This window comes from Paraglaciecola sp. T6c (assembly GCF_000014225.1).
In the GTDB taxonomy this organism is placed as follows: Bacteria; Pseudomonadota; Gammaproteobacteria; order Enterobacterales; family Alteromonadaceae; genus Paraglaciecola; species Paraglaciecola atlantica_A.
On record NC_008228.1, the window covers coordinates 2,735,854 to 2,759,375 of the forward strand.

Annotated in this window: 18 protein-coding genes; 10 read left to right on the plus strand and 8 right to left on the minus strand. The window is 43.7% G+C overall.

Features of this window, described 5'->3' with window-relative positions; genetic code table 11:
- Positions 1-66 precede the first annotated feature (66 nt).
- The 5 genes from PATL_RS11485 (at position 67) to PATL_RS11505 (ending at position 5,688) form a co-directional block, all read left to right on the plus strand.
- Positions 67-534 (plus strand): hypothetical protein, encoded by a 468-nt coding sequence (locus PATL_RS11485; RefSeq protein WP_011575050.1) that lies wholly within the window; start codon positions 67-69, stop codon positions 532-534.
- 190 nt (positions 535-724) lie between these two features.
- The gene (locus tag PATL_RS11490; RefSeq protein ID WP_041713729.1) at positions 725-1,396 is read left to right on the plus strand and encodes a response regulator transcription factor; all 672 of its coding nucleotides are present in this window, start codon (positions 725-727) and stop codon (positions 1,394-1,396) included.
- Positions 1,396-2,703: a sensor histidine kinase gene (locus tag PATL_RS11495; RefSeq protein ID WP_041713731.1), complete on the plus strand. Its 1,308-nt coding sequence runs from the start codon at positions 1,396-1,398 to the stop codon at positions 2,701-2,703. The genes PATL_RS11490 and PATL_RS11495 overlap by 1 nt, the downstream gene beginning before the upstream one ends.
- A 92-nt stretch (positions 2,704-2,795) precedes the next feature.
- Positions 2,796-5,138, plus strand: coding sequence for a bifunctional diguanylate cyclase/phosphodiesterase (locus PATL_RS11500; protein ID WP_011575053.1), 2,343 nt, complete (start codon positions 2,796-2,798; stop codon positions 5,136-5,138).
- 115 nt (positions 5,139-5,253) lie between these two features.
- On the plus strand, positions 5,254-5,688 hold the full coding sequence (locus PATL_RS11505; RefSeq protein WP_011575054.1) for a MarR family winged helix-turn-helix transcriptional regulator: 435 nt from the start codon (positions 5,254-5,256) through the stop codon (positions 5,686-5,688).
- 10 nt (positions 5,689-5,698) lie between these two features.
- On the opposite strand, the gene PATL_RS11510 is transcribed toward PATL_RS11505, so the two are convergent.
- Complete coding sequence (locus tag PATL_RS11510) at positions 5,699-6,694, minus strand: aldo/keto reductase (protein ID WP_011575055.1); 996 nt, start codon at positions 6,692-6,694, stop codon at positions 5,699-5,701.
- 188 nt (positions 6,695-6,882) lie between these two features.
- Here PATL_RS11510 and PATL_RS11515 point away from each other — a divergent pair, with 188 nt between their 5' ends.
- From PATL_RS11515 to PATL_RS11525, 3 genes are all read left to right on the plus strand, one after another.
- The gene (locus PATL_RS11515) at positions 6,883-7,788 is read left to right on the plus strand and encodes an AraC family transcriptional regulator (protein WP_011575056.1); all 906 of its coding nucleotides are present in this window, start codon (positions 6,883-6,885) and stop codon (positions 7,786-7,788) included.
- Positions 7,789-7,815: 27 nt separating this feature from the next.
- Positions 7,816-11,148 carry a mechanosensitive ion channel domain-containing protein gene (locus tag PATL_RS11520; RefSeq protein WP_011575057.1) on the plus strand — a complete coding sequence of 1,111 codons (3,333 nt, stop codon included), beginning with the start codon at positions 7,816-7,818 and terminating at the stop codon, positions 11,146-11,148.
- A 214-nt stretch (positions 11,149-11,362) separates the two neighbouring features.
- Positions 11,363-13,489, plus strand: coding sequence for a TonB-dependent receptor (locus PATL_RS11525; RefSeq protein WP_011575058.1), 2,127 nt, complete (start codon positions 11,363-11,365; stop codon positions 13,487-13,489).
- A gap of 60 nt (positions 13,490-13,549) precedes the next feature.
- Here the strand turns inward: PATL_RS11525 and PATL_RS11530 are convergent, their stop codons facing one another.
- The 4 genes from PATL_RS11530 to PATL_RS11550 form a co-directional block, all read right to left on the minus strand.
- The gene (locus tag PATL_RS11530; protein ID WP_011575059.1) at positions 13,550-14,314 is read right to left on the minus strand and encodes a siderophore-interacting protein; all 765 of its coding nucleotides are present in this window, start codon (positions 14,312-14,314) and stop codon (positions 13,550-13,552) included.
- 181 nt (positions 14,315-14,495) lie between these two features.
- Positions 14,496-15,326, minus strand: a complete 831-nt coding sequence (locus PATL_RS22915; protein WP_011575060.1) for a hypothetical protein — start codon at positions 15,324-15,326, stop codon at positions 14,496-14,498.
- 846 nt (positions 15,327-16,172) lie between these two features.
- Positions 16,173-16,445: a helix-turn-helix transcriptional regulator gene (locus tag PATL_RS11545; RefSeq protein WP_006992215.1), complete on the minus strand. Its 273-nt coding sequence runs from the start codon at positions 16,443-16,445 to the stop codon at positions 16,173-16,175.
- A 188-nt stretch (positions 16,446-16,633) separates the two neighbouring features.
- Positions 16,634-18,268, minus strand: a complete 1,635-nt coding sequence (locus PATL_RS11550) for a cation:proton antiporter (RefSeq protein WP_011575062.1) — start codon at positions 18,266-18,268, stop codon at positions 16,634-16,636.
- Between the two features lie 335 nt (positions 18,269-18,603).
- Here PATL_RS11550 and PATL_RS11555 point away from each other — a divergent pair, with 335 nt between their 5' ends.
- Entirely contained in the window at positions 18,604-20,469 is a 1,866-nt protein-coding gene (locus tag PATL_RS11555; RefSeq protein ID WP_011575063.1) for a tetratricopeptide repeat protein, read from the plus strand.
- A 161-nt stretch (positions 20,470-20,630) separates the two neighbouring features.
- Positions 20,631-20,990, plus strand: coding sequence for a DUF2750 domain-containing protein (locus PATL_RS11560; protein ID WP_011575064.1), 360 nt, complete (start codon positions 20,631-20,633; stop codon positions 20,988-20,990).
- 297 nt (positions 20,991-21,287) lie between these two features.
- On the opposite strand, the gene PATL_RS22920 is transcribed toward PATL_RS11560, so the two are convergent.
- The 3 genes from PATL_RS22920 to PATL_RS11570 all read right to left on the minus strand — a co-directional run bounded on the left by PATL_RS22920 (position 21,288) and on the right by PATL_RS11570 (position 23,496).
- Positions 21,288-21,386: a hypothetical protein gene (locus tag PATL_RS22920; RefSeq protein ID WP_367643188.1), complete on the minus strand. Its 99-nt coding sequence runs from the start codon at positions 21,384-21,386 to the stop codon at positions 21,288-21,290.
- A gap of 137 nt (positions 21,387-21,523) precedes the next feature.
- Positions 21,524-22,909, minus strand: a complete 1,386-nt coding sequence (locus tag PATL_RS11565; RefSeq protein ID WP_011575065.1) for a GntP family permease — start codon at positions 22,907-22,909, stop codon at positions 21,524-21,526.
- A gap of 233 nt (positions 22,910-23,142) precedes the next feature.
- Entirely contained in the window at positions 23,143-23,496 is a 354-nt protein-coding gene (locus PATL_RS11570) for a RidA family protein (RefSeq protein ID WP_011575066.1), read from the minus strand.
- Positions 23,497-23,522: the final 26 nt, after the last annotated feature.

Genomic DNA, 23,522 nt, shown 5'->3' on the forward strand with positions numbered 1-23,522 from the left:
CTTAGAAATTTACCATGATCGGTAAATGAGGCAGGCTTATTTTATTTCCCAGATTACCGGAACACTATGCAACATTTCGAATACCAACAAAACAAACACAAACTTCAGATACTCAAACGGCTTTATATTCCTTTGGCATTGCTGTCATTAGCAGGTTTTTACATCGCCTGGACGTTAACGCAGTTTTCATCACAAGAACTTTGGCTCATTGCACGCAGTGCGTTGGTGGTGTTAGGTCCAATTGGACTACTTGTCATTGCACTATTCACCTTTCATTATTGGATAAACCAGTGGCGCCAAACCGACTTTCCTTCGTTAACAATTGAGGATACACATTTGTGTTTAAAAGACGGTGACGTTCACGAGATAGTGTATTTCGATAAGATGCACAGCATACGCTTAGTAAAGTCTGGCTCTACCCGTGAGGCGATCCAAATTATATTGCACAGTGGGCAAAGCATATTGATCCACAGTAACTTCCCTATCGAGCCAATTAAAACGCTGCTTAATGACCTACTTGATTGCAAGCTATAAGCTGTTAACCCTGCCTTAACCTTAAACGTCTTAAACTATCGGTGTATTTTACTCATCACATCAATATGTTTTTGTGAGTAAGCCAGTCAATTGAGGTCGTTTGTTAAAGGATCCCCTCGAATAATCCCGAGGATTGGCTGTGCTAACATTCGTAAAACTTTGTTTAATGTGTCACAAAAGAGCCACCAACATGATTAATGTATTACTGGTTGAAGATGACATCGATTTAGCCAGCACAGTTGTCGACTACCTTGAACTTGAGTCTATGCAATGTGACCATGCCAGCAATGGGCTCATGGGTTTACATTTGATTGAACGCCAATCATATCAAGTCATCATCTTGGATATCAATATGCCCAAGATGGATGGTATTACCTTGTGTAAACGCATGCGCGAATTAGGTATTGATACTCCCGTACTCATGCTAACCGCTAGGGATACGCTGGATAATAAATTAGAAGGGTTTCAAGCTGGTAGCGATGATTATTTGGTTAAACCTTTTGCTATGCAGGAGCTGGTAGCTCGCATTCAAGTGCTTGGGCGTAGGCGTAGCGGTGAAGTAAAGCGCTTATCGGTGGGCGACCTTAATTTTGATTTAACCCAGCGTATTGCTTCATTCAAGCAACACCCTCTCAAACTCTCCCCCACTGCGCTTAAAATTCTCGAGGTCCTCATGCGCGCCAGCCCGCAAACCGTTACTCGGCAAAAGATTATTCAGAGCGTTTGGGGTGACGATCAGCCAGACAGCAATAGCCTAAAAGTCCACATTTACCACTTGCGTAAACAGCTCGATGCTTATGAAGCATCGATTACGTTAGATACTGTTGCCAGTGTCGGCTTTGCAATAAAAAAGAAAGCATAATGAAAAACGCGATGAAGATCCGCCCCAGCTTAAAACTGTATTTTTTTATCACTATGGTGTTACTCGGGTCCGTCATGACAATCGGTCTATCGATGCTTACCGTCAATTATTTTATCGATGGGTTGGACCGCGGATTAAATGGCGTTATGCGCGAATTGGTTATGACCACAGATGTAGAGGATGGCCAACCTGCGAATTTCGCAGACTTTCAGATTGCGAGTCGTTGGCAGGATACTCCCGCTATAATTCAGCAGCGTTTTGATTCCCCCCCCATAGAGGAAAACGAACTATTAAAATCGAAAGACCAAAAATCGTTCTTTTCCTTACCCAATAATCTGTATTTTATCGCTATGATCCGCAATCAAGCTGGCGAACCGCGCTACATTTCTAAAATTATGTTGGATAAATTTAAACCTCAGCATAAAGCTAAGCCATTACTGTCAAGGTTTTACTGGATCATTATCACAGCAGTCTTAGTCATTACTATGTTTGCATGCTTGCTCATAATTCTGATGCGCAAAGTGGCTAAACCCGTGGAGTCACTTAGAGATTGGGCAAAAGCACTAAACCATGAAAACGTGCAGCTTCCCCCGCCCGATTTTACTTATAACGAACTTAACACCCTCGCCATTATCATCCAAAGTAGCCTTAATTCAGTCAATGAAAGTTTAGCCAGGGAGAAGACTTTTTTAAGTTACGCCAGTCATGAATTGCGCACGCCCATTTCTGTTATTCGCAGTAACGTTGATTTATTGCGGCGACTATGTGGCCAGACCCAAATGACGGAGAAACAACAGATAACCTTGGCACGTATCGAGCGTGCAGGCCTGACCATGAGTGACTTAACCGATACCCTGTTATGGTTGAGCCACAATGATGAACAACCCGTGCCAATGGAGCGGGTGCAACTCGACGAAAAAGTGCAGCAGTTGTCATCTGAGTTGGTATATCTGTTAAATAGCAAGGAAGTAGATGTAAACGTTCAAGTGGATAAATTTGCGTTTGATACCGCCCAGACGGCCTGTCACATAGTGTTGAGCAATCTAATTCGAAACGCTTACCAGCACACGCAGCAAGGTACTGTTGATGTAATTCAAAAAGGAAGTAGCGTCATTATTATCAATACCGCTGCACAAGACGAGAACACGGAAAACATACCGAATCTAGGAAAATCGACTAATTCTCTGGGTTATGGGCTGGGTTTACAATTAAGCGAAAAAATCATCCATAGACACGGTTGGCAATATGAGGTGACTGATCAACCAGGTTGTTACCAGGTCAAAGTCGATTTTCAAGCTGCCAAGTAGGAGAAATTTGTATTTCTAGGTCATACTAAAGATCATGTTTACATGGGGTTACCGTTTAAGTAACTTAAAGGTGTGCTGTATAGGAGTACAAATTGAAAGCCGCGCCGAGACCTTCAAACGATAAACAACGCGTTAGCGCTTTACATGAGCTAAACATATTGGACACAGTAGCCGAGGAGCGCTTTGACCGCATCACCCGTTTAGCTGCTCATTCTTTTGGTTGTCAGTTCGCGTCAATTTCATTTATTGATGAAGAACGTCAATGGTATAAATCTGTGGTTAATTTTCCAGCCACTGACTTAGATCGAAATATCTCCTTTTGCGCGCATACCATTACTCAGGATAAAGCACTGGTCGTCAAAGACGCTCACCTTAGTGCATGTTTTAAAGACCACCCATACGTCGTCAGTGACCCATTCTTACGCTTTTATGCAGGAATAAAAATCACTATGGATGGTTATCACGTGGGCTCTTTATGTGTCTTTGATACACAGCCCAAGTCATTTACTTGCTCCGATGAATTGATACTACAAGATTTAGCCAATATGGTTGAAAGTGAGCTGCAGAAAGAACAACTGACTCATGCAGCACAAACGTTACGGCAATATCAGAACAAATTAAACGAAACCCAAAAGCTCACTCGCGTTAGAAACACCATTCTAGAAAAAATTGTTCACTCTGTATCCCTTACATCCGTGCTACATGAGATCGTCAAAGCGGTAGAGCTTGAATATCTGAACCAAAAATGCAGTATTTTGTTGCTCAAAGATAAAAAGTTGTTATGTGGGGCCGCACCTTCTTTGCCCAGTTTTTATAATGACGCGATCAATGGTTTAGATATTGGCATAGGACAAGGCTCGTGTGGAACAACCGCCTTTACTGGGGTGCGCACCGTGGTCGAAGATATCAGTAGCCATCCTTACTGGTCTGCATGGACAGAACTCGCTGAAAAAGCTGAACTGGGCGCCTGTTGGTCTGAGCCGGTCAAAGCATCTGACGGCACCGTATTGGGCACTTTCGCCATATATCACGCTTATCCAGCCGCGCCCAGCACGGAAGAATTACAACGAATTGAACAATTTGCTTACATTACAAGCATCGCAATAGAACGCCAGAACAACAGCGATTTGATATGGCACCAAGCCAATTTTGATGAGCTAACGCAGCTACCTAATCGCAATATTATGGGGGAGCATTTAAAACAAGCCCTAAATGTGGCGAAGCGCAACCAAACTCAAGTTGCTGTGTTGTTCTTAGATCTCGACAATTTTAAAGACATCAATGATACGCTTGGTCATAGCGTAGGAGATGACCTGCTCGTTGATTGCGCCCAGCGCATCAAAGACTGTATTCGTCATAAGGATATAGTAGCTAGGTTAGGTGGCGATGAATTTGTTGTCATCATAAATGATATTGTAGATTTCAGTGGCCTTGAAAAAACCGCGCAAAAAATACTCAAAGGCCTATCTAGGCCTTATCATTTACAGAGTGAAATTGTGCATACTAGTGCGAGCATAGGCATCACTATTTATCCTGACGACGCTGATGATGTGTCTAGCTTATTAAAAAATGCTGATCAAGCAATGTATGGTGCGAAAGCAATAGGTAAAAACAACTATCACTATTACACCAAAAACATGCGAGACGCCGCAGTGAAACGAATGGCGCTAATAACAGATTTGCGACATGCTATTGATAACGATGAATTTTTCATTGTTTATCAGCCCATCATCAATTTACTGGATCAAAGCATCACTAAAGCAGAAGCGCTAATAAGATGGCGACATCCTATTCGCGGACTTGTGGGGCCTGATGACTTTATTCCCGTTGCTGAAGAAACGGGCCTAATCATAGATATCAGTGATTGGGTGTTTGAACAGGTATGTCGAGATGTATGTCAATGGCGCCAAGCACTGTGCCCAACTTTGCAAATCAGTATTAATACTTCCCCCGTACATTACACTGACCCCGAGCATTGTATTACCCTGTGGCTAGAAAAAATGTTGATAAATCGCACCCCACCACAAGCCGTGCTCTTGGAAATCACCGAAAGCCTGCTGATGGACGCGAACAAAAGTATTTCCACTAAATTGTTTCAATTCAGGCAAGCCGGAGTTGATATCGCATTAGATGATTTTGGCACAGGCTATTCGTCAATTTCTTACTTAAAACGATACCCCACCGACTTTCTTAAAATAGATAAATCGTTTGTTCATTCCATGACAGAGGTCAGTAACGACAAAGTGCTGTGTGAAGCCATTATCGTTATGGCCAAGAAATTAGGCATAAAGGTCGTTGCTGAAGGCATAGAAACGCAGGAGCAATATCATATTTTGCAGAAAATGGGGTGTGATTATGGCCAAGGGTATTTATTCGCTAAACCCCTTGAGCACCACGCTTTTAATGCGTTATTGCAGCAGCATAAAGCAACCTAAACTTGCGTCATCCCATCCAAGCCCCCTGAGCCGTGTTTATATATCCCATCGCTACTGGATAGCGTGAGCTCTTTGTTGATAGAATCAACTAAACCAGCTTACAGGCGTCATATTAATGCATTCGCACTTTATAGAGCATATCTTTGCTATTTCAGAACGTTACCGAATCACGATCAGGGCAGCCATAGATGCGAACGAGTTGGGCATAGGTGCGATGCACGTAAGAAGCTTGACGGTAATAGCAGAAACACCAGACTGTACTGCAAATCATATCGTAACCACACTGAGCCGCGACAAAGCACAAGTCGCTCGGCTGGTAAAAGAGTTACTCGCAGCTGGATTGATAGAAAAAAACGCCCATCCTGAAGATAAGCGCAGCCAAATTTTAACGTTGAGTAGCGCTGGTAAAACATTGATGACACAACTCAAAGCTTCGAAAAAAACAATACAGTCACAAATGACCCAGGGGTTAAGTCCTCAAGAAATTGACCTTTTTGACACTATTGCCCATAAAATAGCCGACAATTTAGTACGTGAAGATACACTCTAGCGCGGAGCACCTATTGCCCCAGCGCTGCCATTGCTTCGTCTGTATATCGCTTTCCAAATACTTGGCAGCGTTCAATTTTAAGATTGATGTCTACCCATTGTTGCTGGCTAATGATTAATTCTGCGGCTGAAGCGTTTTCAACAACTCTTGAGGGGGCTCGAGTACCAGGTATAGACACATAATGTGGGCTTTGCTCAGCTATCCACGCTAAGGCTAATTGCGCCGGCGTACAATTTAACGATTGTGCAATATGATGTATCGCATCCACAAGAGCCAAATTATTGGCGAAGTTTTGTTCTGAAAAACGCGGATTCGTTAGGCGCCAGTCACCCGCCTCCAAGTCATCACGTGACGTGATGGCTCCAGTTAGAAAACCGCGGCCTAACGGGCTGTATGCGACTAATCCTATTCCAAGCTCATCACAAGTTGGTAAGATATTCGTTTCAATGTCTCGGCTCCATAATGAATATTCGCTCTGCAATGCGCTGATAGGATGCACAGCATGAGCACGCTTTAGCGTATCACTGCCCGCCTCGGATAACCCCAGAAACCTCACTTTTCCTTGAGTAACCAAATCAGACATCGCACCGACGGTATCTTCGATCGGGACGTTAGGATCCATACGGTGCTGGTAGTACAAATCAATACAATCTGTACCCAATCGTTTTAAGCTTGCTTCACAAGCCTGTTTCACATAGTCAGGATGGCCATTAAATCCTAGAAAACCGCCCGCATCATCGCGCATAATGCCAAACTTAGTGGCTAATGTGATCTTGCTTCGCGCGCCTTTGTGCTGTTTAAAGAACGTTCCAATAAGTTGCTCATTAGTTTTTGGGCCGTAAATATCGGATGTATCCCAGAAAGTGACTCCACTGTTGACGGCTTGCTCTAAAGTTGCAAATGAACGCTCGCGATCATGGGTGCCGTAAAAATCTGACATTCCCATACACCCTAAACCGATACTGGACACCGTTAACCCTTGTTGACCTAATTGCCGCTTGTGCATTGCGCTGACTCCTTCAAAATAAATATGTAATGGGCAGATACAATAATAGCGGTGCCAGATAATTTTATGATTGGGTGATCCTCGATAAACATTGCCTAATCCTACAATCTAGTACAAAGCCTCTTTTTCATTTTCGCGTAGGTGGCATACTAAATCACAATCAATAAGCTAAAACCTAGGTGTCGGTTATGACAGAGTTAATTAAAAAAGTATTTGAACTGGCGCCACATGAGGGAGACTTTAATACTAGCGTTCCACATTTAAGCCTATTTCGTAGAGACACGCCAACGACGAGCCCTATGCCTGTCATATACCAACCTAGTATATACATGGTGTTACTTGGCTCTAAAGCGGCCTACCTCGGTAAAGAACGTTATCAATACGATCCCATGCATTACTTAGTTAGTTGCGTGCCTTTGCCATTGGAGGGGCAAATATTACAAGCCAGCGAGCAACGTCCCTATCTCGCCGCACGCATTAGCCTTGAAACCCACATGATCAATGAGTTATTGATGCAGATGCCAGATGAACCAGAAGCCCCCGTCACAGCAATTGATATACAGAGTAACGACGGTACGTCATCTAGGGGAATTTATGTCAGTAAAATGAACACTGACATTCAACACACCTTATCTAGGTTACTAGATTGTGCTCACTCAACGACAAAAGCGCATGTACTAGGTCAACTCGCACTTAAAGAGTTAATTTACCACATACTGAACGCAGAACACGGCTCATTGCTGAGGGCATTTGCATGCCAAGACAGACAGCAATATCACATAGCAAATGTACTTCAATTTATTAATCGTCACTATGCCTCGAGCATGGATATTGCAACACTGGCCAGTAAAGCCAATATGAGTGAATCGTCGTTTTATCATCACTTCAAAGCAGCGACAAACACTTCACCCATTCAATACATCAAAATGGTGCGCTTACATGCTGCTAAACGCAAAATGATGTTTGAACAGCACAATGCCACCTCCGCTGCCTTTGAAGTTGGCTATACCAGCGCGTCTCAATTTAGTCGTGAATACCGTCGGCTTTTTTCAGTTCCTCCAGCACAAGACGCACGCACTGCTTCTAAGGTATGATGGAATGTCACTCTTGTTAGGATCCCTATGCGTACGTCAACGTTTTCCCTTTTGTTTCGCTTTATTTTCCTGTTGTCCTTTATCACAAGCGCATTTAGTTATGCAGACGATGAGTTAATACCCAGCATTGAAGAAATTCAACAACGTTTAAAAACTGCCTCAGATGCAGCACAGATTTCTGAACAACAAAAAGTCGAAATTGAAACCTCGTACCAGCAAGCGATTGAAAACATCCGTGCAACACAACAATTTGAACAGCAAAGCGAAAAGTACAAGCAAGCCATTAAAGATGCGCCAAAAACACTAACAAACATTAAGCAAGCCCACGTTAACTTTACTCCGCCCACATTACCCAATAAGCCTCTTTCACTTCAAACCCTGGTTACTTTGTCAACAGATACCGAGGGTGAGGTCACCAGTGGTCGAGCAAAGGTGTCGGAATTAAAAGCGGCACTAGACGATGAGCGGCGTTTACTGTTGCGCCAAATCATCAGTGATACACAAATTGCAATCGATACTACCAATGCTAATTTAGGGGCCGATGAAAGTGCTAATCCTAGCCAATTGGCGACAAGCGTAGCACAAGCCACCCAGCGTAAAATGCTGCAAGCCAAGATCGATTCACTGAAGCAGCGCCTCGCTTATCGTCCGGATCACCTCGCCATTCTTGACGCAGAAATCTCGTTTGAACAAAAAAAACTGAGCGCTCACCTTGAGTTACTTGACGCATTGACCAGATTACAAAATCAATTGGATGAAAAAGAAAATGCCTCTATGTTGGCTCAGCTTGAAGCAACTACGGCCTCTTTAATCAGCGCGCCAAGCACACTACAGGACATAGCCAAGCAAAATGAAGCATTAGCGAAAAAAGCCACATCATTAACGGAACAACAAGACGCCACGAGTCAAAAGCTTAACGAGATCCAAACGCAAATAAATGAACTGAATAACAAATTTTCCTCCTTAAACAGACTCCTTGAGCTTGAGGTGTACGAATCCTCAGCAATATTTGGTAATGCGCTGCGACAAGAATGGGAATTAGCTTCACGCTTCGTTAATGGTGACGAGTGGATCAAGAAAACGGAGGGCTCATTGGTGGAGAATCGCGTTGCCATGTTCAGCATTAATCAACGCCGGGCACCCTTTGATACCTTGGAAATTAACGCGTTAATGAATCAAATCGGACAAGATAATGCCCGCTGGAAAGACGAGGTTAAAAGCTTAGTTGACCAGCGCAGAGAGTTAATATCTCAGCTAAGTTCAATTTATACCCAACACGTTGATGTGTTATCCGTGTTGCTCGATAAATTGCGCTATTTAAACGAACGCACCGAAACCTATAGCGACTTACTTGAAAGCAACTTATTTTGGATACCTAGCGCCACTCCGTTTGATTTAGGAACGATTGCGGCTGCGGGCACGTCTGCCAGTTGGCTCTTTCGTGCTGAGCACTGGCAAAATGTTTCTCAGGCAATCAATGCAAACTTACAACACAATCAAATCGGCGTAGTAAGTATATTCGTCGCCTTGATTCTTACCCTCTTGTTCAGAAAGCGGATTAAACAACGTCTCACACAAATAGCCCCATTAGTTGGTAAGGTACAAACTGATGCCTTTCAATATACCCTACTGGGGTTAGCCATTACCTTTGGGTTATCTTTGCCGCCTGCGCTATTACTCTTCGCAGCCGCATTACTTTGCGATGCACAATCAGGCTTCGCCAATAGCCTGAGTAATGCTTTTTTTGTCGGTGGGTTAGTGATGCTCTACTTGGAATTTATGCTGCAAATTGTGCGTAAAAATGGACTGGGGGAAATCCACTTCAAGTGGAGTGAATCGAATCTGGCTTTGCTACGCAAGAATAATCGTTTACTGATTATTGTCTTTATCCCTGTCGTCATCATTATGACCCTGTTGAACAATCAAGCCAGCGTGGAGATCCGGGAAGACTTAGGGCAATTTGCGTTGATTATATTGAGCTTTTCTTTAGCTATTGCGGGCACCAGGGTTACGCGTAACGCCTACCAGCGTTACCGCATCTCACAGCACAGCGCTAAGCGTTTTTCCTACTTTTTGTATTCGTTGTTAATACTAGTCCCCGTATTCTTGATCATACTGTCGGCCATTGGCTATCAATACAGCGCTCAGCGCATCCTCGCTTTACTACTCGAATCTGCATGGTTGTGTACCCTCGCGCTGCTATGCTACTACACTGCAGAGCGCGCCGTTTCGGTTAATGCACGACGTATCGCACTTGAAAAAATACGCAGTAAACGGGCAGCCTCGATTGTCGCTAATGCGCAACAAGAAGCCGCTGAACAATCCGGTGAAGGCGTACCCGAAATCATCGATACCCAAGAACTCGACAGACATACAATAACCGCTCAAACCAAAGCCGTTATCCGCCTAATTATTTGGTTGATGCTGCTTGCCGCTTTATCTATGGTCTGGCAAGACATATCACCCATCGCCTATTCGTTAGACGATATCGTCATGTGGGAAATTAGCAGCGACGACCCAAATTCCCCAGCACAACGCATCACGCTATGGAGCTGCTTGTTAAGCTTGGCCATACTTGTTATCAGTTTTGTCGGTGTTCGAAACTTACCAGGTTTATTAGAAATGACTATCTTGGGGAGGTTAAATTTGTCCCCCGGCACGAGCTACGCTATTACCACTATGCTCAAATACAGCATAGTGATCATCGGGATTATTGTATCGGTGAATATACTTGGAGCCCAGTGGTCTAAACTACAATGGCTTATTGCTGCGCTGGGCGTGGGTTTGGGCTTTGGTTTGCAAGAAATTGTGGCTAATTTCGTATCCGGTATTGTTATCTTGTTTGAGCGCCCTATACGCTTAGGCGATACCATCACTATTGCCGGTCACAGCGGCACCGTAACGCGGATCCGTATTCGTGCGACCACCGTCAGTGACTGGGACAGAAAAGAGCTTATCATCCCTAATAAAACCTTTATTACCCAAGATTTTATTAACTGGACATTATCAGACCCTGTCACCCGTATCGTAATACCTGTGGGTGTTGCCTATGGCAGTGACACTGATAAAGTCGTGTCGTTACTCCTTCAAGTTGCAACTGATAGTCATAATGTATTTGACGATCCCGCTCCCGCCGCTTTGTTTTTAGCATTCGGGGCGAGCAGCCTAGATTTTGAGTTGCGTGTTTTTGCCCGTGCCGTTGTCGACAGAGCCATGGTGACCCATGAGTTACACATGCACATTGAAAAAGCATTTAAACAGGCGGGTATTGAGATTGCGTATCCCCAACAAGATGTCCATTTAAACGTGTCAGATGCCATCGACGTGAATGTGCATTCTGACAAACCCGCTATGCCCTAGCACGCTATTTGATTACATGTCTTAATGTAAGAATCGCGCTGTCAAACCCGAGCTTTGAAACCCAAATTGTAAAACGGGCCCTTAGCCTATTTCGCTCAAGGTTGGTTAATCGCTTCACTGACAATAACTCAAGGTGAATAACATTGCCGCTTTCAACCAGCATACGAATACAGGTAGAATGCCGCCCTAAGTTGCAGTTTAATCTAAGGTATTCATGCTCTTGCAAAAATCAGTAGCCCCTTTAGCGACGCTTTCTCTTGTACTACAAAGTTCCTTCGTCGTTGGGCAACAATCACCTGTTGAAGTCATCGTTGTTAGCGGCTCCCATCAAAACACTGACATAATGGCACTTAGCAGCAATGTTAATCTTATTGATGAGCAAGAGATTGAGCGAGTCAATGCTGTCCTCGCCAGCGACATACTCAATCGAGCCAGCGGCGTATATGTGCAAGCTAATAATGGTGTTGAAAACTTGCCTTCGCTACGCTCGCCTATCCTCACAGGCCCGGGCGCTGGGGGGGCTTTTCTATTTATGCAAGACGGCGTGGCGACACGTGCTGCTGGGTTTGCCAATAACAATGGTTTAGCCGAGTTAAATTTGGCCCAAGCGGATGGCATCGAAGTTATCCAAGGCCCAAATAGCGCAGTATATGGTTCTAACGCAGTGCACGGTGTTATCAATGTATTGAGTCTCACGCCGAGCAATGGCGCAGACGTAGGCATCACATTTGGCCCTAATGATAGAGTTCAGTTTAACGGTGCATTGGGTCACATTGACGATCAAGGACCTGCAAACCAAGGCATCGGCCTGAATATTCAGGTTGTTGACGATGGCGGTTATCAAAACGACAGCGGTTTTACCTCGAGTAAATTAGGCTTACGTCATGATTATCAGCGAGACCAACTGACTATCCAAAGCTCACTGTCTGGTTTTGATCTTGACCAAGACACTGCAGGTTTTATCGCCTCTGGTGATAACGGTGAGGGTTGCTTTAGCTCTAACTTCGCGCCCGACAAATTATATAAAGATCGCTCAGCAATGGAAAAAAACTGTGATCCCGATGCGTATCGGCAATGGTCTTCCATTCGAGGCGCAACGCATATTGCTTATCAAGTTAACAACGATGAATTGATTAACGTTACACCGTATTTTCGAAGTAACAGTATGGAATTTCGCCAGCACTACCTCCCCTCACGCGCTATCGAAGAAAACAGTCACTTTAGCTTGGGTGTCAATTCTGATTACCAATGGCAAGTAAACCAATCCGTCTCTCTTGTAGTTGGCATCGATATAGACTGGACGCAAGGTGAACTGACGGAAACCCAAGAACTAGCAGACCGCTTTAGCTTCGGAAAAGCAAGACAACAAGGTGTGCATTTTGACTATGAGGTCGATTCATCGACCCTTGCACCATATATCCAAGTCAATTGGCAATATAACGAGGCGCTTGTCTTTACCACCAATGTTAGATTCGATAGCACAGAATATGACTATGATAATTTAATCGCGAATGGCACAACCAAGGCGGATGGCACATCTTGTATCAACAATGACGGTCAAGCTGTGAGTTGCTTGTATCAACGCCCAGAAGATCGCACTGACCGTTTCAATAACACCAGTGCCAAAATAGGCGCTAATTACCGTGTAAGTGATAATATCTCTTTGTTTGCGAATTGGTCTAACGGGTTTCGAGCGCCTCAAACGACGGATTTATATCGGCTCCAAAACCAACAAACCATAGGCACTATTGATTCCGAAGAAATTAACAGTATTGAAGCTGGCATAAGAGGTGCCTATCAAGTGTTAACGTTCCAAGGGGTCATATATCGAATGCAGAAGGATAACTTTTTCTTTCGTGATGACGATGGTTTAAATGTAACTGATGGCGAAACAAACCATAGCGGTGTTGAACTAACAGTTAGCATAAACGTTTTAGATAACTTACGTTTTTTGGCCAACTATGCGTACGCAAAACATGAGTATGACTTTGATCGTTTAAGCAGTGGCGTTGTAAATGGCAACGAAATCGATACAGCCCCTCGTCAACAAGGCAACGCCCGCTTAGAATGGCAGCCCACGAATGCCACATCCCTAGCGTTAGAGTGGCAACACATTGGCAGTTACTTTCTTGATCCAGCAAATGAACATGAATATGCCGGACACGACTTGTTCAATATACGGGCCCAATGGCAAATCAATAAGCAGATACGCCTTAATGCCAAGCTAGAAAATGTCTTCGATGGAGAATATGCCAGCCGAGCGGATTACGCGTTTGGCTCCTACCGGTATTTCGGTGGACAGCCTCGCGCGATATATTTAGGCGCAAATTACGCTTTTTAGTCGTTAAAGACATCAGATGGGCCAACGCCATTGAGCAGTATTGTTTTGCTTTAGTAAAAATTAAAGCGGGCTCTGCTGCTTCTGGCGATTAAATTTATCTGCATCCACACCTTTCTTCCAATACCCAGTAGCGAATAGATTCATGCGCTCATAACCTAAGTCATCCAACAATATGCCTTTTATTGTTCGCACGCTACGCGCTTCCAAGCCGAAAAATACCTGAGTGTTGTCACAGGGCATTATTTTAGCGACCCTTTCAACGTGTTGTTCGAGTGTATGGCTTGATTCATCTTCGATATGCCACTCTATATTGAGGTGCTCCCCCGCATCCATGGCAATCACATCAGCGCGTGTGGGTACAGTAATAATCGATTTTAAGTTTGCCTGTTTCGGTATGTATCTAGCAAAACCATTAACTGCGTTTATTGAGGTTAAATCACCAATAAGTAAGTAGTTGTCTTCATTGTAGTTGCTTAACTTAGGGGCTCCAGGGCCGGCAATTGCCGCGAAGTCCCCTACTTTGGCCGCACTAGCCCAATTGGTCGCTGGACCTGCGTGTCGATTGACTACAAAATCAATGGTTAACTCTGACGATCCTGCATCAAAGCTGCGAATGGTATAAGAGCGCTTAAATGCTGGTTTGGGTGCATCAAAAGCGAGTTCAGGAAATTGTTCCCCCGGATGAGGTACCAGTACCTTTACATGAGCACCTTCTTTTCCTTGGGGGAATCCAGCCAGTTCTTCTGAACTAAATACGATCCGACGTAAATGTGGCGACAATGATTCTACGCGTGTAACGCTAACTAAACGTGCTTTGGGTTTCATCTCAGCTCCTCAAGTGGTTGACAATATCAACTATATACCGATTGCAATGATAGTCAATCATTAAATGAGAATTATTACTATTTACTGCTTTGGAAGGGGAACCATAAACAAAACGCCTGATCGTAATGATCTAGGCGCTCTATTCTTTTGCTGAGTGTACTTTTACAAAAATATATGCCGATTATGCCATCGCAGCTGGTGGTACCATCTTCCCGCCTGTACCGATTTGCGCTGGTGGCACCATTTTCCCACCGGTTCCTATGAGGCTAGACGCGCTATTTGATAAATCAGCGACAGTAAAGCTAGGAGGTACCATCTTACCGCCTGTGCCAATTTGCGCTGGTGGCACCATTTTCCCACCGGTTCCTATTAGGCTAGACGCGCTATTTGATAAATCAGCGACAGTAAAGCTAGGAGGTACCATCTTACCGCCTGTGCCGATTTGCGCTGGTGGCACCATTTTTCCACCGGTTCCTATTAGGCTAGACGTACTATTTGATAAATCAGCGACAGTAAAGCTAGGAGGTACCATCTTACCGCCTGTACCGATTTGCGCTGGTGGCACCATTTTCCCACCGGTTCCTATGAGGCTAAACGCGCTATTTGATAAATAAGCGACAGTAAAGCTAGGAGGTACCATCTTTCCGCCTGTACCGATTTGCGCTGGTGGCACCATTTTCCCACCAGTTCCTATTAGGCTGGACGCGCTATTTGATAAATCGGCGACAGTAAAGCTAGGAGGTACCATCTTTCCGCCTGTACCGATTTGCGCTGGCGGCACCATTTTCCCACCGGTTCCTATTAGGCTAGACGCGCTATTTGATATATCAGCGACAGTAAAGCTAGGAGGTACCATCTTACCGCCTGTGCCGATTTGCGCTGGTGGCACCATTTTCCCACCGGTTCCTATCAAGCTTGGAGGAACCATTTTCCCACCCGTACCTATCGCAGATGCTGAGCTAGAGGCAAAAATAGATAAAACAACAGTGGCAGTAAGAGTGAATTTTTTCATGACTTAGATCCTATTAATATTTTCAGCGGAGAAATTTCCACCAAAATGATTATCAAGGATCTATATCGGCAATGTCACATATAAGGTTAAAATATGAACATATACACAGTATGTTGGGAAGAGACGAGTTTAGGCTTTAAACCAATTTTTCGATATTAGTATGTAACCTTGGATGAGGACCAAAAGGGCAGAATAAGTAGTTAGCCCGTGGAATATGTAGGGTGCGGCGTAGTAAACAAAGGTACTTGGAAGGTCAAAGACACGACGTAAAACGTACTCGACTAATATAAATTGGTGTAAGAGTATGTAAAAGAAAACCAGTTGGTATAGGGTGTGATCCAGATCCAGCGAGCTATATTGCTTAGGAAAGTACTTCGCCATAATAAACACACGTGCAAAGAGGAAATGCCTAACCCACAAGTTTATCGTTAGCAACAGAACATACCAAAAGATCATTGCTGCTTCTTGGGAAGTCAAATACCAATAAGCCTCAGCCCCAAGACATAACACAACCACAACTGCTGTCGGCCATCGAAGACTATCTTCACTAACTTTATACAAGGTCCAACAGGTCACTAGATACGTAGCCAGTTTTAAAGAGATCTGGAATTTTTCGCTGATAACAAGAGGATAAAGTAATTCTGAAGACAAATTAGCGGCTGCAGAAATAATAATAATGCTGACAAGGTTAATGTCGCGAATAAATAACACTGCAACAAACCCTAATAGGGCTAGGTAAATTTTTTCGAACAGTAATCCATCACCGTAAGTGAGAAATCCGGCACATACAAAAAGAATCGAACCAAAGATTTTTGGGAGACGGGAAGAGCCTACAAACACAGGGGCTTAGAATCTATCCGTGATAAATTTAAAGTAGCCTACGATTTGATTGACGAAATTGTTACGGGTTTCTTCTTTGGCCTTACTACGGCATACAGACCACCACTTTTTCACAACCTCAATTTGCAATGTTCGCAAAGATTCAGGCTTATTATTCTCTATCGCTGAAACCGTTTCACGACTCAACCCCAAGCGCAGCGCTAAATCACCTTGAGTATAACCCGCCTCTTTTCTGAGGTTTCTTAATATGACCGGCAGTTCACTACTGTGTAAATCCATGATTAGTTTGCCTAAAAAAGCGGTTAATTAATTCGACTGTTAATGGTAACTATTTTACGACACCTAAGTAAAGAAAAATCCCCCATAACCACTAGAACATATATAGAAGTGTATTGAGAGGCTTATGCGAATTGCTTATAATTTAATCAACATAAAGACTAATTGACTTTTCTTAATAAGTAACTTTGTTAATCGGTAGCCAGCGTATCGTCCACCTCAACGCTATTAGAGATACTTTTTTTAACTAATAATCGAGCGGTTTCGTGTTCAGCATGCACAAATGCGCATATCCCCATTCCCATTAGCGCCCTTTTCTCTTCTTGGCTATTAATTTTCACAATCACCTTAGCCTGAGGATGAAAGTTCAAGACGGCTTGGCAAATAATTTTCTTTTTGACTAAATTTGTGACTGTTAAAATGACACTTGCTGATTCTTCTATTTTCAATGATTCCAGAACGGGTCGTTTGTCTAAGTGTCCAAAGTAAGCCATGTAGCCCCGTTCTCGAGCAAGTAGTACATGTTGTAAATTATCGGAAATAATGATGAAACGTATGCCCTTCGCTTTAAGCTCCTTTGCCACAATACGTCCGACAATGGCAAAGCCACAAATGACGGTGTGCTGCTGTTCATTGATGGGGGTGATTTTATCTGACTCGAAGAATTCAACCACGAAAAATGAAGCTAACTTATAGATATTGTTGACCATAAAAGGCGTGACTATCATCGACAGCACGGTCACGAGAATAAGGAAGCTACCTAACTCGTTAGAAATTATATTTTCTGACAAAGCCAGCGAAAATATCGCAAATGAAAATTCGCCTATTTGGCACAAAGCGATGGCAGTTTTAACTGCATCACTTTTGTTTGACTTGCGGCGTATTAGCGCAAAAATAAATAGCGCTTTTGTCAGCATAGCTAATGCTAAAACACCCAGTACCATGAAGAACTCTTGATAAAAATAAGCGATATCTATTTTCGTGCCGATGGAAAAGAAAAACGCACCAAGCAAAATGTCTTTATAGGAAGCGATGTCTGACTCAACTTTTACATGAAAATTGGTTTCCGCGATGATCATGCCTGCTATGAATGCACCTAATGAGTAAGTAAATCCCATTTCATGGGCAAGCAATGAGGCGCCGATCACAATGGTCAGCACAGAGCCCAAAAATAGCTCTTCCAGTTTAGCGTTTGTGGAAAAATGCAGCAGCCATTCAATAATCTTCTTGCCCAGCGTAAACATGAACACAATCACCAAGGTGGCTGACAGTAAGGTATTTAAAAGCACGTCACCTACAGACAGCTCGCTGTTTGCTAAGAAGCTTATTAATAGCAGTATGGGGATCACGGCTAAATCTTGAAAAATCAGGATCGCCACCGATTTTTCACCATAAGGGGTCACAACGTCTTTTGATTTCTTCAGGTAACTTAAAACAATGGCTGTCGATGACAAACTAAACGCCAATGCAATAATCACCGACGCCGTAATTGTTTGTGAAAATAGATAGTAAGCGATAGCAAAAATGAGCAGCGCACTACCCACGACTTGCACGAACCCATTGATAAACACCAGTTCCTTCATTTTTTTAAGCTTATTAAAAGAAAGCTCTAAACCAATGGTGAACATTAAAAAGACAATACCAAATTCGCCTATCAGATCGAGAGAGTGCAACTTTTCGCTATCATCGAAATGGAAAATATTGCTGATAATGGTCCCTGTCATGATGTAGCCAATAATATGTGACACAGAAAGCTTCTTCAGCACTATGTTCAAGACAGTGGCAATGGCCAACGAAATAAAAATTATCAGTAAAACAGAATCCATGTATCTCAATCCAAATTCAATATCAGCACAACGCTACATTGCACTAACAAACTTATAACAAAAAGGAACTTAAACGGTTATATTTTGCATTTATAGGAATAAGTAGAATATACCCGGCCTTTTAATATGTCTATTTGTATAAAATTGAAGATTAATAAAATCTGAGGGAATGCCCATGACAGTTTTCACAATGTCACTATAATTTGGGCTCAAGAACTCGCTTGTTCTATCCTGCTAGAAGAATTAACTCACTAAGTAGATTGGGCGTTTGTAATGCTAACCCGTGCCTAAAGTGGAGTAATAGCCATTTAAAACAAAACGATAAGGACATAAACATGAAAGCCGTTAAACAACTATTCATTGCACTTGATGCTGTTTCTTTACACATAAAAATTGACCTGAATAACGCTTTCCGTTTTCACTTCGGACGTGTCAAATTTGAAGCTACCCCAAGTAGTAAATCTCTAGCTTTTGCACTATTTTGTACATTGACGTTCATCGGCTGCTCATCAAATACCGCCGAAGCCCCCTTAGCGCGTCATGCCTCATCTGCTCAAAATCACTCTATCGCCAACGTCAATGAACCCTCAGAGCATGCACTGAATATTGAGAACAACATTTTTGCTGGGCAAATTGCACCTAAGCTATCAGGTATGGGAGAGCATGGTTTTTATCCATCTACCGGCAATGAAGACGCACACGTTTTTTTTAACCAAGCCATAGCCCTTACATATGGATTTAACCACTTAGAAGCACATCGCTCGTTTAAACAAGTCGCGGCGCTAGATCCAAGAAGCGCTATCGCTTTTTGGGGGCAAGCATTAGTCTTAGGCCCAAATATTAATGGAGCAATGGAGCCAAGTGCAGTGCAGCCCGCTCATGAAGCCATAACTCAGGCACTTGCGTTAATTGAGTACGCTTCTCCTAAAGAAGCTGCGCTTATTCATGCACTCAGGCAAAGATACTCCCTAGACGAGTCTCTATCTGATCGTAATCGTCTAGATGCAAACTATGCAGATGCTATGCGAGCACTAGTCATGGAATATCCGGATGATGCCAACCTTCGCACCCTATTGGCTGAAGCGCTCATGGTTATTCATAGCTGGGATTACTGGAAAAACGATGGCCAACCTAAAGAATGGACCAATGAAATATTAGCGGTGTTAGAAGACGGACTAAAGTTCAGCCCATCTCATGCGGGGCTAAATCATTATTACATTCACGCTGTAGAAGCTTCAAAACAGCCTGAGCGCGGGCTCGCCAGTGCAAAAATACTCGAAACGGCAGTGCCAGGGGCGGGTCATCTGGTGCATATGCCTTCACATATTTATATTCGTACTGGTCGTTATCAACAGGGGGTACTGAGTAACGAGCACGCCATTTTGGTCGATAATAACTACATCACTCAATGCCGCCAACAAGGGGTATATCCATTAGCTTACGTACCACATAATCGGCATTTTTTATGGGCGATGGCTAGTATGCAAGGCAATAGTCAAAAAGCAATCAAAGCGGCTGAGCACATGGCGGCGCATATAGACACGCATCTAATGACGCAAGAAGGTCTTGGGACCCTCCAGCATTATTGGGTAACACCTTGGTATGCTTATATACGTTTCGGTAAATGGGAAAAAATCATGAACATTCCCAAACCTGCTACAAAACTTTTATATCCGCTAGCGGTGTGGCATTACGCCCAGGGTAGCGCACTTAGTTCTAATGGACATATCTTGCAAGCGAGAACCCACCTGCAATACTTGAAACAACAAGCGAAGAACAAAAAACTCAAAGATATAACCGTCTGGCAAATAAATGATGCGTACAGTGTCATTAATATTGCTGCGCTAGTGCTTGAAGGCGAAATAGAAACCAAGGCCAAGAATTATTCCGCTGCCATTGACGCGCTGACAAAAGCCAGCGCGCTTGAAGACTCACTTAACTATAATGAGCCTTCCGATTGGCACGCCCCTGTACGCCAGTCACTTGGAGCCGCACTACTTGCAGCCGGTGAATCGATAAAGGCCCAACACGTCTACCAAGCCGATTTACACGTATTTCCAGAGAATGGTTGGTCCCTTTATGGCTTACATCAGGCACTACTGGCTCAAGGGCTATCAACGGAGGCCAGCAAAGTTAACAAGCGATTTTTAAAAGCGTGGCAGCACGCTGATTTTGAGCTTAGTGGTTCAGTAGTGCATTGAATAATGCCGTTGAAGTATCAATTAGAATTTAAAGAATACGGCACGTTTGCTTTCAATTAACATAGTGATTAAAACATGTGGACGTTATCAGTAATCTTATATTGTGAGTCGCTAATTAAGGCCGTATCATTGCGCCACAAATCAGCCAACTAGAGCTCACCATGACAGATACCCACATCGACTCAGCCGATTTTATGGCGCAAATTAAAAACACCCAAGAGTTATGGGCGTTACAAGATAAAACCAGTGACGGCTGGGTAATATTAGATTCGATTAATTTTGAAGACACGGACGTGATGCCACTATGGTCAAATGCACAGCTCGCCAAAGAGCATTGTGTAGATGAATGGGAAGACTATATCCCCAAGGCTATTTCAGTATCAGATTGGCTAGAATTTTGGGTTGAAGATTTAGCCGAAGATAATGTTGTTATTGGTATCGAGTGGCGCGACGGTGGTGAATATTTAGAAGTAGAACTGGCAGACTTCAGTCAGATGCTCGCAGAAGTTGAAAAATTCTAAACATTTCGGTAAACAGAGGATTGAGGTTTGGTTTGTCATTTAATTCCTGTGGACCTACACCAGGTTAAAGTGACCTTATTTAATATACGGAGCCAAACTTTACTAGTATCGTCTCATTGAGAGCACAATTTTACTGCGCTCTCAATGAGTTTACTCCTCAAGGTCAATACCGTTTTTCAAAATTTCCGCTCTTTGAACCTCTACTTCGGCAATAGCTCCCGTTTGCAAGAACACAGGCGGATTTCTTGGTTACCCCACCCCTAAAGGCGTGCCCGTGGCAATATAATCACCTGGTTTTCACGTCATGCACTCGCTAATGAGTACAAGTGTGGATACCACGTCGAAAACCATGTCGTTGGTATTTGCTTGTTGCATCTCTTGACCATTTACGCGCATTTCAATATCCAGCCCTTTTTGTACCTAGCGACAACTCATCTGGTATGAGCAGATAGAGCCTAATATCAAACAATGACCTTAACCAAGATGCCGATGACCTGCGCTGTAGCAAAGATAAGCGCCCCTGACATGCCAGACTAAAAAATTTGGCTTAAACACCAAGCAAACATAAATGCCAAGCTACCGAGTAAGGTTTCCATTACTGTCCATGTTTTCAATGTGGTTTTTTCATCCATATTTAACAGTCTACTGACCAACCAAAAGCCAGAGTCATTAAAGTGAGACAACACCGTCGCGCCACCCGCAATAGCGATAACCAAGCAACACAAATCTATCGCAGACAAACCCGGCGTAACGGCAACCATTGGCGTTAATAGCGCAGCCGTGGTGGTCAATGCAACTGTCGCTGAGCCCTGGGCCACGCGTAAACTGGCAGAGATAATAAAACCCGCTACGATAATCGGCATACCAGTATCGGCTAGTAAGCCTGCTAAAGCATCGCCAATCCCACTGGCTCTAAGCACGCCACCAAACATGCCGCCAGCGCCTGTCACTAAAATCACTCCGCAAATAGGCGCTAAAGAGTCCCCGCACCACTGTTCAATTTTTCCCATGCCATAGCGACGGCTAAAAAGTGCAATGCTGACTAATAAAGTAATAAGTAGCGCTACCGGTGTTTTGCCCAATAAACGCAAGGTATGCACAAATGCACTTTCACCTTGGATAACATTCGCAGCAATCAACGTATTAAGGCCAGTATCCATAAAAATTAAGCACACGGGCAAGAGTAAAATCAGTATCACGCTAGAAAAGCTGGGCAATTCGCCACTGGTTAAATCCCTCGATGACTGTTCGTCTTGATTGAATAGCGAATGCAAAGGAATATCAAAACGTTTACCCGCATATTGACCGTATAGGTAAGCGCCCAGATACCAAGTAGGAATAGCAATAGCTAACCCCACCATCAACAGCAAACTAATATTCGCACCTAAGAATTCTGCTGCTGCAACAGGCCCTGGGTGCGGTGGTACGAAAGCATGCATCACGGCAAATGCGCCAGCTGCCGGCAAGGCATAGGTTAATACCGAGCCATTGAATCGCCGGGCTACGCTGAAGATAATGGGCATCATCACTATTAACCCAGCGTCAAAAAAGATTGGAAACCCAAAGCACAACGAAGCGACACCCAGTGCCAAAGGCGCTTTGTCTTCGCCAAAACGATTGACTAAGTTGTCAGCCAATACTTGCGCCCCGCCCGAAACTTCGAGCAACTTGCCTATCATAGCGCCTAAGCCTACCAGTAATGCCACCGATGCGAGCGTACCACCGAAGCTGCTCATCAAAGTTGGCACCACTTCCATGATGCTGATCCCAGCGGCTAATGCAGTCACTAGACTCACAAGCGACAGAGCGATAAAAGCATGCAAACGAACACGCACAATTAGAAATAACAACGCTAGCACAGCGCCAAGTGCTAGCGTTAATAAGTACCAGGGTTCATGTGTAAAAGGCTGATTAAGCATATTGAATGTTCAATTTGTTGTAAGTTAACAACAAATTAACACTATCAAAGGGGAGATTCACCTTCTAATGATGAATAAAATTCAAAAAGACTATAAGGGTGAGCACGACTATTACTAGCCCAATGTTCGCCCTTAGTAGATTAAATCTTCGGCTGGAATGCACCAGGCACACTTGAGAGCAAAATCAAAAACGATACCGAGTTTTACTTTGTTTTTGTATTTATACTCTAGGATTATTTTTGAGCCGCAACTACCGATATTTCGACTAATAATTCAGGTCTTGCCATAGCAGCTTGAACGCACGCCCTTGCTGGTGCATGCCCATCTGGCACCCAGGCGTCCCACACGGTGTTCATCGCAGCGAAATCTGTCATATCCTTAATATAGATAGTAGCTGACAAAATATGCTCACGATCAGAGTCAGCACTCAACAAAAGCGCATCCACTTTGTCCAACATAGTTTGGGTTTGCTCTTCGATACCTTTATTGGCATCGGCTGCCACTTGGCCGCAGAGGTAGACGGTTCCCTGATGAATAACCACTCGACTCATACGTTGTTTAATTTCTTTACGCTCGATTGTTGCCACAATAGCCCCTGTGATTTTTAAGATTA